This is a genomic window from Sphingorhabdus sp. (assembly GCF_035329025.1).
In the GTDB taxonomy this organism is placed as follows: domain Bacteria; phylum Pseudomonadota; class Alphaproteobacteria; order Sphingomonadales; family Sphingomonadaceae; genus Sphingorhabdus_B.
Genome location: NZ_DAOLHN010000060.1, coordinates 1 through 10,723, shown reverse-complemented (window position 1 = coordinate 10,723; position 10,723 = coordinate 1). Strand labels below are relative to the sequence as shown.

The following is a 10,723-nucleotide window of genomic DNA, read 5'->3' as shown; positions in this document are numbered from 1 at the left end:
GCGCGCCATTCGCCGGTGTGGAAGATGGCGATGGAATGGAAAGTCGCCTTCCCGCTGCACCCCGAATATCGGACTCTGCCGATGGTCTGGTATGTCCCGCCATTGTCGCCGATCAGCGCTGCGGCGAATTCGGGGCAGATTTCGGCCAACAACAATATGCCAGACATTCGTTCCTTGCGGATACCACTTAAATATCTCGCCAACCTGCTGACGGCGGGTGCCACAGAGCCCGTGGCGCTGTGCCTGGAACGGATGCTCGCAATGCGCGGTTATATGCGTTCAAAGACGGTCGAGGGTGTGGTCGACGAGAACATCGCCCGGGCTGTCGGCCTTACGGGCGCGCAGATCGAAGACATGTATCATGTCATGGCGATCGCCAATTATGAGGACCGCTTCGTCATCCCGACCGGCCACCGCGAAGATGCTGAGGACATGTACGACGAACGCGGCAGTTGCGGCTTCTCTTTCGGCAATGGCTGCTCAGGCGGAGAAACCAAGACTAACCTGTTTGGCGCCCTCGCGCGTAAAAAACTGCAAACTCCTACGGAGGTATTCTGATGGGCACGGTCACTTTACGCGCGCTTTCGGCGCTGCTTCACTATCCCGATACAGACTTGCGCGCTGCGGTTCCGGAAATCCGGCGGGCGCTATTGCTTGAACGTGTTGTCAGTGAAAAGCAGATGCTTCGGCTCGAACCACTTCTGTTTCGTCTCTCCGGCGGAGATCTGATTGCGTTGCAGGAACATTATGTCGAACTGTTCGATCGTGGGCGGACGCACAGCCTGCATCTTTTCGAGCATGTTCATGGCGAAAGCCGTGATCGGGGACAAGCGATGGTTGATCTGCGCGACCGTTATGTCGCGGCGGGTCTCGATCCGGCTAGCAACGAGCTGCCAGACTATCTGCCCCTGTTCCTCGAATATTGTTCGACCTTGCCGAAAGAAGAGGCGCTGGCCGAGCTTTCCGAACCAGGCGCGATCATTGCGACGCTGGCAGACCGGCTCGACGCGCGCGGTACGGATTATGCGGGCTTGCTCGCGGTTCTGCGCGATCTCTCCGGAGGCCAAAGCGTTCCGCCCGAAGCGATGATCGTGGTTGAGGACCCCGACGATCTGGAGGCATTGGACGCAGCTTGGGAAGAAGAACAAATTACCTTCGGCGCAATGGCCCCTTCGGCCCCCGATGCGGCCCCGGCATGTCCGCAGGCGCAGTCCATGGTCAGCCGTATCCTCGATCCTCTCCACGCAAACCAAACGTCAAGGAGCTTGTGACATGGCCGAATTCCTGAATCACATGCTGTTCGGCATATACCCATATATCGCACTTGCGGTACTCGCGCTGGGCTCGGTCATTCGATATGATCGTGAACCTTATAGTTGGCGCTCTGGCTCCAGCCAGCTTTTACGGCGAAAGCAATTAATGTGGGGTTCGGTGCTGTTCCACGCGGGTGTTCTCGTGATTTTCTTTGGACATCTCGGTGGATTGCTGACACCGATCGCGTTGTTTGACGCGTTAGGTATTCCGCACAGTTCGAAACAGATATTGGCCATCGTTGCGGGCGGTTTGGCGGGTATTTTAGCCTTTGCCGGAGCAACATTGCTACTACATCGCCGCCTGTTCGATCCGCGTATCCGCAACACCTCCAGTTTCAGCGACATCATGATCCTGGTGCTGCTCTGGCTGCAACTGGTGCTGGGTCTGGGGACCATTCCGGTGTCGATGAATCATCTCGATGGCCATGAAATGGTCAAGTTCATGACCTGGGCGCAAGGGATATTCACCTTTCAAGGCGACGCGTCTTCTTATGTCGCTGACGCACACATCATTTTCAAAACGCATCTGGTGCTCGGCCTGACGATCCTGTTGTTGTTCCCTTTCACACGCCTTGTTCACATGCTTTCAGCGCCTGTGCGCTATGTCTGGCGTCCTGGTTATCAGGTCGTGCGCTCGCGCAAACTGGGGCTGCGTCATGGCTGATGTCCTCGAGCACCCTTGCGTCACCGTGAATGGCAGAGAGATTGACGCTGCATTGATTGCGGCCGAAGTTCAGAACCATCCGGCACCCGATCCCAATCAGGCCTGGGAGGCCGCTGCACGAGCGCTTGTCCTGCGTCAATTGCTTCTTGATGAAGCCGACAGGCTGGAAATCATGAGCGTTGGCCTTGTCGACGCTGAAGGGCGCAAGCTGGCGGATGAAGATGCACGGATAGAAGCGCTGCTAGAACAGGAAGTGCAATGCCCGCATGCCGATGAAACGGTCACCCAGCGCTTTTACACCCAGCATAGCGATCGGTTCAGGTCACCAACTTTGGTGGAGGCCGAACATATTCTGTTCGCCGCCTCTCCCACCGACAGCTTGGCCTATGGGCTTGCAACCGGTGATGCGCGCACCACGATACGTACGCTTCAGGCACAGCCCGGGCTTTTTGCGGAATTGGCGCTGAAGCATTCGGCCTGTCCTTCCAAGGAACAGGGCGGGAATTTGGGGCAGATCGGGCCAGGACAAACGGTAGAAGAGTTTGAAGATGTGCTGTTCGGGCTTGATGAGGGCATGCTGCATCCAGAGCCCGTGAAGACACGCTTTGGTGTCCATGTCATCCGCGCCGGTCGGCGTGTCGAAGGCCAGCAATTGCCCTTCGATCTGGTTCAAGAAAAGATCGCCCAATATCTGGAGGAGGCCAGTTGGCGGCGCGCTGTAACCCAATATCTCTCCATACTGGCGTCACAGGCGAACATTGAGGGTATAGATGTGGGCAGCACAGACGGGCCGCTGGTGCAGTGACGGACAGATTGTCTAGCACTGCCGATTTGCAAACGCTCGCGGACAGCCACGGTCGCCGTTTTGAATATCTGCGGCTGTCGCTGACTGACGTCTGCAATTTCCGCTGCAGCTATTGCCTTCCCGATGGCTATAGCAAGGCGAAGGGGACACCCACAAATCTCGCGGTCGATGAAATCCAAAGGCTTGTTTCGGCCTTCGCCAAATTGGGACTTTGGAAAGTCCGGCTTACCGGCGGCGAACCGACGTTGCGCCAAGAATTTCTCGAAATCGCGCGGGCGGTATCGGGTATTGACGGAATTCGTCAAGTTGCCGTGACGACCAATGGCTATCGGTTGGTCGAACGTGCGCAAAGCTATGCGGATGCAGGAATTAGGGCGATCAATGTCAGCATGGATTCATTGAAACCCGAACGGTTCCGCTCGATTACCGGCCATAACAGGCTATCCGAAATTCTTCGCGGCATCGAAGCCTGCAAGCAGGCGGGGATCGCAAGCGTGAAACTCAATTCCGTCTTGTTGAGTGGATTGAACGATGATGAACTCGACGACTTCATCGCTTTTGTCTCCGAGCAAGACCTGACACTGCGCTTCATCGAAGTGATGCGGACCAATGACAATCCAGCCTTTTTCACGGCACATCATCTGCCAGGTACATTTGTCACTGCTCGGCTCGAGTCGCTTGGCTGGCAAAAGCAGATGCGATCTGAAGGGGCGGGCCCAGCGATTGAATATGCTAGTCCGCAAGGCTCTGGACGGATTGGTATCATTGCGCCTTATTCAAAGGATTTTTGCGCCAGCTGTAACCGATTGCGCGTTTCTGCGACAGGTAAGCTGCATCTTTGCCTGTTCGGCGACGCGGGCATTGATCTACGCCCCCTGCTACAACGAGACGGTCAAGCAAAGGAGCTGATCGAGCGACTGCAACGGCTGGTTATGACCAAAGCGCCCGCGCATCTATTGCACCAGGGCAATAGCGGTGCGACACCGCATCTTGCTTCGATAGGGGGATGATTATGGCCGGGATAAATGAGAGCCTAACCTTTTACCCGCTCGGTGTCGCGGTGCTGACGATTTCCGATACGCGCAATGAAGAGACCGATACGTCTGGTGCTTTGCTTGTTGAGCGGCTGACGGGGGCCGGACACAATCTGCGCGACCGTGCGATCGTACGGGACGATGTCGATGCCATTCAGGCGGTCTTGCAGCGCTGGATTGCCAATCCGGAAATCGAAATCATCCTTACCACGGGCGGCACCGGATTTTCGCCACGCGATAACACGCCCGAAGCGGTCAAGCCGTTGCTCCGCCGCGAAATGGACGGCTTTGCCATAGCCTTTCAGCAAAAAAGCCTGCAGACAGTTGGCGTGGCCGCAATGCAATCGCGGGCATTTGCAGGGCAGGCGGGTGATTGTTTCATCTTTTGCGTCCCCGGATCCACCGGCGCCTGCCGTGATGCATGGGACGGCTTGCTGGAGCTGGAGTTCGACAGCCGCCACAAGCCTTGTTCGATCGCGGGGGCATTGCCCAGGCTGCGCGATGTCTGTTCATAGCTGAAGGCCCGCATGCTCTCCGATACGTATGTCGGGGGACTTTAGCTCAGTTGATATCGGAGGCCGCTAGCTAGGCACCTACAAGTGAGTGAACTGAAACGGAATTAGGATCTCTGTCATCACAACGATAAAATATGGTCGTGAACGGACGTCCGGAAAGCCTAAGGTTCGAATGAAAAGCAGACGGTCCGGATCGTCGAATAAAGCCGACGTTGCTACAACAAGCTGTCCATATGTTAACAGCGAGAGACGCGTTGAATGGCCGAACGGCTTACGCCAAACTCTTTGGCTAATACACCTAGTGAAGCGCCCTCCTTTCGCCGCGACCGGATTTTCTCCTGTTGGTCCGAAGTCAGACTACGGGGACGGCCGAGTTTCTTGCCTTGAGCCTTGGCACGCTTCAGTCCGGCTTGTGTTCGTTCGATGAGTAAATCTCGTTCAAACTCGGCAACTGCTGAGATCACCGCCATTGTCATTTTGCCTGCGGCGCTAGCCAGATCAACGCCACCTAAAGCTAGGCAGTGAACTCGGACCTGCATTCTGGCTAGCTGCTCCACCGTTGCGCGCACGTCCATTGCATTCCTACCTAATCGATCAAGTTTGGTGACAATTAAGACATCATCCCAATCAAGCTTATCGACTAGCCGCCTAAAGCCCTTACGCTCCATAGCAGAGGTGGAACCGGATGCGGTTTCAGCAATAACCCGCCTTGGCTCGATATTGAAGCCAGCTGCTTCGATTTCATGGATTTGGGTGTCGAGTGATTGATCAGCAGTACTAACGCGGCAATATGCAAAAACGCGTGACACGATCACTCCTGTATCGAAATCGTAGCTTGAATGTTATGTGCTGCATTGAAATTCGTCAAGCTAAATTGCGTTACAATTCAGATGCTTGTATTGAAAACGCTCGTTTTCGTTACACGTCATTTCAAAGGATGTATTACGAATGCGGGGTACTAAGGAGGCAGTTTTGTTGGACGATCCGGAAAGTCTCCTTTCAGGACCGCAAATTGGGATAGCGGACATTTTCATGCATAGTTGAGGCAAACTCCCCGTGGCCATTCCGGCCACAGGAGAAGTGTCATGGGACATTTAGACCTCGAAGGCATTCTAGATACCGATGTCGATCACAAAACCCCAAAATAAACTTTAGCCACCTACGAACTTTGCCGGGCGCTTCTCAAGGAAGTGCGCAACGCCCTCCTTGAAATCTGCGCTTTTCAGGCTTTCCCGCATTTCCTCATCGGCTTCCTGCATCGAGGTTGCGAGATCGACGAACAGGGCGTCCCACAGCTGGCGCTTCATGATGCGGGTCGAGCGCGGAGAGACATTCGCCGCCAGGTTCTCGGCATATTCGCGTGCCTCGTCCAGCAGCCGTTCGGGGGCGCAGACCCGGTCTGCCAGGCCGATGCGGTATGCCTCGTCGCCATCTACTCGACGCGAGGAGAACATCAGGTCCAGTGCACGGCTATGTCCCACCAATCGCGTCAGCATCCAGCTGGTGCCATGTTCCGCGATCAGGCCGCGCCGCGAGAATGATGTCACAAATGCCGCGTTGCTGGAGGCAAACCGCAAATCGCAGAACAGCAGAAGCGCAAGCCCCAGCCCGGCCGCCGCACCGTTGACCGCGGCAATAATCGGCTTGCCGACCGACGGCAGCCAGGTCATCGGATGCTGGAAATCTTCGCGGGCCGCCGGGTCAAGCGGGGTGAACGATTTGCTTGGGGTCTTGCCGCTCGAGGTCATTCCATCCAGCGCGTTCATGTCGACGCCCGAGCAGAACCCCTTGCCCGCGCCGGTCACGATAATCGCACGCACCTGCGGATCGTTGTTCGCCTGCTCCATGGCCTGGCGGAATTCTGCCGCCATGGTCGGGGTCCAGGCGTTCAGGCGCTCTGGCCGGTTCAGCGTGATGGTGGCGACCGCGCGGATCACATCATAACAAATCTGCGAATAGGTCACTGGTTATCCTCTCGTGTATCAGGCGCTTTGATGCAGGCTATCAAACCAGCCGAATAGTCACGCCGAACAGTGCGATATTCCCCTCACTGGTCAGGCAGCCGTGCCGAACAGCGTTTTCGCGCAGCTGCGCGGCGCGGGCGGAGTGCAGGTCGAAGGCTTGGAATCCTTCACTGCCGTTGCCTGCTGGGGCCGCAAACCGCAGCTCGCCTTCATCCAGGCCGATGCGGCTTGCATGATCGCAATGTTCCATCGGGCGACCGAGAATTTCCCCCCAGCGCCCCGCCATGCCCTGCGGGTCGAGCGCGCTCATTTCAATCCCGGTAATGGCCTCGTCATGGGTAGCGGACTTTTGCCAGTCGGGGCCGCCCCATTCCCAGTCGGGCCAGCGCGGCATGTAATCGATGGACAGCAGGGTTCCGCCAACATCCTTGGGATGCAGGTGCATGAAGCCCGCGCCATTGCGGTCCAACTGATCCGCCACGCGCACACCCGCAGCATCAATTCGCGCGCGCGCTTCGTCTGCCCCGTCGGTTTGAAGAATGACCATATAGCCGCAGTCACCGCCTTGCTTGGCCAGCAAGCGCCCGACGGTGGTGTTTTCGGTGATCGGCGATACGAATTCCAGAAAGGTGTTGTCGATCGCATAGACCGCATTGCGCAGCCCGTAACGCACGATTGCCGGGTCTTGATAGGCTGAGCCCAGGCCAAGAATCTGGCTGGCCTGCAATGTTGCAACTTCAAGGTCAGTTACGGCGAGTGCAATCTGGCGCAGGCGCAGTTTCATCTTGGTACTCCGGTAGTTTGGAGCAGGACCATAGCGCTTTATCCTTCGTCACGTTCCGTGAGCAACCGCAGCGCTTCAGGATCGAGGACTGTCAGGCTGCGGTAAGCAACTTCTATGGCGCCGCCTCGCTCCCATTGCTTGAGCAGGCGGTTGATGCTTTGCCGCGATGCGCCGAGCATCTGGCTCATTTCCTCTTGCGAGAAGCGGAGCGTGACCGGGTGATGTGGTCCTGCCGCTGCAAGCTCCCGCCCATGCGCCTGCAGCACTTCCCGCGCCAGGCGGGCGGGCAAGGGGCGCAGCACGGTATCGTCCATCCGGCTGAGTATCATGCGATACCGCCTCCCCATCATGGCCAGGAATTGCAGCAAGAAATCCGGCCGGTGGTCGACAAGCTGGTGGACTGCTGCAGCCGGGACGATCAGCACAGCGCTGGCAACAATCGCCATGGCGTCATTTCCGCGCGGCTCTCCCGAAAACAGGGAGGCTTCGCCGAACCACTGGTTTTGAGTCACCATGCTGAGAACGGATTCCCGGCCCTCGGGGCTGGTCACGCTGAGGCGCAGTACTCCCTCTTCAACGCAGAACAGCGCATCGGGCACGGACCCGAACGCATAAAGCTGCTCACCCCTGCCAAGCAGTCGGCGGCGGGCATGCTGGCGCAGCGCAGCATCGAGCTCCGGGCTTAATATTCCTGGATCGTGCTGGGCCCTGTCTTTTTGCAACTGCCGATATCCTTGATCCGCCTGCGAGGGCCAGCATTCAACTGGCCAGCGCTTCCTTTAGCCGATCGCGCCGCTCCTTGAACATCGGAATGTCCTCGTAGGGAATATCGGGATTGGATCCCGCCGCGATGTTATCCAGGCGGTTCTTGACGATCGGGAGCAGTTCCGGGCTGGGATAGATGTAGAACTGCCCCACTTCGATTGCCTGGAAAGTGATGCTGGCCACTTCTTCTGCGGTCAACGACCCATTGGCGAGATCCTTCGCGGAAATGGCCTGGGTCGCCAGCTGGGACTTTGTCGGGCCGCTTTCATTGGCAAGATCGGCGGGCCGGGTGCGATAGCATTGGCTGATGTTGGTGGTCACGTATGAGGGACACAGCACAGCTGTCTTGACCTGATCTCCGGCCAGATCGAGATCGTGGTAAAGGCATTCCGAAATCGCGATCACGGCGTGTTTGGAAACGCTGTAAATGCCCATGCCGGGTGCCGTAACCAGTCCGGCCATCGAGGCGGTATTCACAATGCAGCCTTGATAGGCCGGGTCGGCAGCGGCGGCAGCAAGCATCCGCGGGGTGAAGCTCCGCACACCGTTGGCCACCCCATCGACGTTGACGGCGAAGACCCACTTCCAATCCTTTTCGGTGCTTTCCCAGATTGGCCCACCTGACGCGACACCGGCATTGTTGAATACCAGGTTGGCGGGACCGAACTGCCGTTCGGCAGTCTCGGCAAGCGCCTCAACCGATGCAGCGCTGGTCACGTCGGTCAGCACACCGATTGCATCCGCGCCCCTAGCCCTTAGATCTTCGACTGCGGAATCCATGGCTTCCGCCTGCACGTCGGCAATCACCACCCGCATTCCCCGGCGTGCCGCCTCCAGTGCAATAGCTTTGCCGAGGCCAGAACCGCCGCCGGTTACTACGGCTACGCCGCCTTTCATGTTCTTCATCTGCACGCTCCTCGGTCTTTGCGGGTCCGGCCCGGTCAATAGCTGTAGGAAAAGATCGGATCGTCGAGATCGATGGCCGGGATGGCCTTGCTCTCGTAGAGATAATCCTGGCTGTGCTGCCACTCCGGCTTGTCACCGCTGCGTGGCAAGCGGTCCAGGCTGCGCAAGAGGTAGCCGGGATTGAGGTATTCGGTGTCGACCCACGGCCGCAGCGGCATGTCGTGATCATCCGGGCGCAAGGTCGGCGCTACGCTCTTCGCGCCGCGCGCCTCCAGATGGCGCAGCAGGCGGCAGACGAACTCGCCGATCAGGTCCGCGCGCAAGGTCCAGCTATAGTGCCCATAGCCATAAATCCAGGCCATGTTCGGCACGCCGGTGAACATCGTCCCGCGATAGGTCACAGTCTGCGCAAAATCGATATGGCGTCCGTCAACCCGGAAGGGGATCTCGCCCATCACGGACATCTCAAAGCCGGTCGCGGTGATCACCACGTCGCAGTCGATGCGGCTGCCTGAACCAAGCTGGATCCCGGTTTCGTCAAAGGCTGCGATCTGGTCCGTCACGACCGATGCCTTGCCCGAAGCGACGGCCTTGAACAGGTCGCCATCAGGCACAAAGGCCACGCGCTGCTGCATGGGCTTGTAGGGCGGGGTAAAGTGGCGATCGACATCAAAGCCTTCGGGCAGGCAGGCCTTGACCCCGTCGATCAGCAGTTTCTTCAGCTTGTCGGGCGCTGCCTGCGCGCGCTCCAGCAGATCGGCGCGGTCGCGCACCACCTTGCGGCGCATGATTTCATGGATCCAGGCGTCATCGACATACAGCTTGCGCAGTTCGTCCGCCAGGCTGTCGGCATTGCGACCAGCCGCGAAGTAGGTCGGCGTGCGCTGCAACATGGTGACATGCGCGCAGCTATCAGCCAGCGCCGGGATCAAGGTGGCGGCCGTGGCACCCGAGCCGATCACCGTCACCTGCTTGCCGCTGAGATCGAGATCGTCTGGCCAGTGCTGCGGGTGGACAACCTGCCCCTGGAACTGGGCGAGACCTGACCAGTCCGGCGTGTAGCCGTGTGAATGGCGGTAGTAGCCCTGACACATCCACAGGAAGCGCCCCTGCAGATGGACCAAGCCTTCTATATCACTGCGCTCGACTGCCAGTGTCCAGCTTGCCGCTTCACTCGACCATTCGGCGGATTGGACCTTGTGGCCATAACGGATGTGCGGCCCAAGATTGGCATCCTCGATAGCCCCGCCCAGATAGTCCAGAATCTGCTGGCGCGAAGCGATGGGATCACCCTTCCACGGCTTGAAGCCATAGCCGAAAGTGAACAGATCGCTGTCCGAACGGGTGCCGGGATACTTGTGCATCAGCCAGGTGCCGCCGAACGATTCCATCGCGTCGAGGACAACAAAGCTCAAGTCCGGGCAGTGCTTGCGCAGCAAGGTTGCGCTGCCGATGCCCGAGATCCCCGCGCCGACGATTATAACGTCGAAACGCTCGATCTCTTCTGAGTCGCAACCGGCATCGCTTGAAACCGCAGACATTTCATTCCTCCAGCGCCGGGTGTTTGGTGCGGCGTCGGAGGCTCCCTAGAATCGATCACATGGCTAAACTGTCGCCTATTGGCAGTTTAGCCATGCGAGTTGTTTTTAATCCTCGCCCAAGCGAATGGTGGTGTCTGCAAAGGCCCGAACGCCCACCTAGGCGCTACCCGAGAGTTGGCATACATAGGTCGTCGGTGAACGAACGACGGCTTTCGACCAGACAGATTGAAGCCGATTATGGCCGCATTGTCAGCGCATTTCGACATAATAATCTTCGCCAGAGGATAGCGCCGCAACTTCCGAAGCTTTATATCGCGACCGGAAGACTTGGTAATTAGGTGTTGAATGGCCAATCAGATTGATGATCCCCATGAACTTGTTCCCCGTCAGCACCAATGGCACAGATTTGATGTTGTGATTTAAGGAGTGTTT

The 10,723-nt window shown here is 57.9% G+C and carries 12 protein-coding genes and 1 pseudogene; 6 read left to right on the top strand and 7 right to left on the bottom strand.

The features are described 5' to 3' along the window. The 6 genes and pseudogenes from narY to PKC81_RS13420 all read left to right on the top strand — a co-directional run. Positions 1–558: pseudogene (narY, locus tag PKC81_RS13445) on the top strand (nitrate reductase subunit beta); the annotation flags it as partial. Beyond that, positions 558–1,271 (top strand): nitrate reductase molybdenum cofactor assembly chaperone, encoded by a 714-nt coding sequence (gene narJ / locus PKC81_RS13440; protein WP_324336932.1) that lies wholly within the window; start codon positions 558–560, stop codon positions 1,269–1,271. The pseudogene narY and the gene narJ, both read left to right, overlap by 1 nt. A gap of 1 nt (position 1,272) precedes the next feature. Next, on the top strand, positions 1,273–1,977 hold the full coding sequence (gene narI / locus PKC81_RS13435) for a respiratory nitrate reductase subunit gamma (protein ID WP_324336929.1): 705 nt from the start codon (positions 1,273–1,275) through the stop codon (positions 1,975–1,977). Continuing rightward, positions 1,970–2,782, top strand: coding sequence for a peptidylprolyl isomerase (locus tag PKC81_RS13430; protein WP_324336927.1), 813 nt, complete (start codon positions 1,970–1,972; stop codon positions 2,780–2,782). Before narI ends, PKC81_RS13430 begins: the two co-directional genes overlap by 8 nt. A gap of 8 nt (positions 2,783–2,790) precedes the next feature. Further along, positions 2,791–3,792 (top strand): GTP 3',8-cyclase MoaA, encoded by a 1,002-nt coding sequence (gene moaA / locus PKC81_RS13425; protein WP_324336925.1) that lies wholly within the window; start codon positions 2,791–2,793, stop codon positions 3,790–3,792. Between the two features lie 2 nt (positions 3,793–3,794). Further along, the gene (locus tag PKC81_RS13420; RefSeq protein WP_324336923.1) at positions 3,795–4,331 is read left to right on the top strand and encodes a molybdenum cofactor synthesis domain-containing protein; all 537 of its coding nucleotides are present in this window, start codon (positions 3,795–3,797) and stop codon (positions 4,329–4,331) included. Between the two features lie 236 nt (positions 4,332–4,567). Here the strand turns inward: PKC81_RS13420 and PKC81_RS13415 are convergent, their stop codons facing one another. From PKC81_RS13415 to PKC81_RS13385, 7 genes are all read right to left on the bottom strand, one after another. Next, on the bottom strand, positions 4,568–5,140 hold the full coding sequence (locus PKC81_RS13415) for a recombinase family protein (protein WP_324336921.1): 573 nt from the start codon (positions 5,138–5,140) through the stop codon (positions 4,568–4,570). 342 nt (positions 5,141–5,482) lie between these two features. Further along, positions 5,483–6,295 carry an enoyl-CoA hydratase gene (locus PKC81_RS13410; protein ID WP_189543313.1) on the bottom strand — a complete coding sequence of 271 codons (813 nt, stop codon included), beginning with the start codon at positions 6,293–6,295 and terminating at the stop codon, positions 5,483–5,485. 40 nt (positions 6,296–6,335) lie between these two features. Next, positions 6,336–7,079: a VOC family protein gene (locus PKC81_RS13405; RefSeq protein WP_324336917.1), complete on the bottom strand. Its 744-nt coding sequence runs from the start codon at positions 7,077–7,079 to the stop codon at positions 6,336–6,338. Between the two features lie 38 nt (positions 7,080–7,117). After that, complete coding sequence (locus PKC81_RS13400; protein WP_324336915.1) at positions 7,118–7,801, bottom strand: Crp/Fnr family transcriptional regulator; 684 nt, start codon at positions 7,799–7,801, stop codon at positions 7,118–7,120. Positions 7,802–7,838: 37 nt separating this feature from the next. Beyond that, positions 7,839–8,750 carry an SDR family NAD(P)-dependent oxidoreductase gene (locus tag PKC81_RS13395; RefSeq protein WP_324336914.1) on the bottom strand — a complete coding sequence of 304 codons (912 nt, stop codon included), beginning with the start codon at positions 8,748–8,750 and terminating at the stop codon, positions 7,839–7,841. Positions 8,751–8,785: 35 nt separating this feature from the next. Continuing rightward, complete coding sequence (locus PKC81_RS13390) at positions 8,786–10,291, bottom strand: NAD(P)/FAD-dependent oxidoreductase (protein ID WP_324336912.1); 1,506 nt, start codon at positions 10,289–10,291, stop codon at positions 8,786–8,788. A gap of 249 nt (positions 10,292–10,540) precedes the next feature. Then, on the bottom strand, positions 10,541–10,723 hold a 183-nt coding region (locus PKC81_RS13385), incomplete at its 5' end, for a hypothetical protein (protein WP_324336909.1).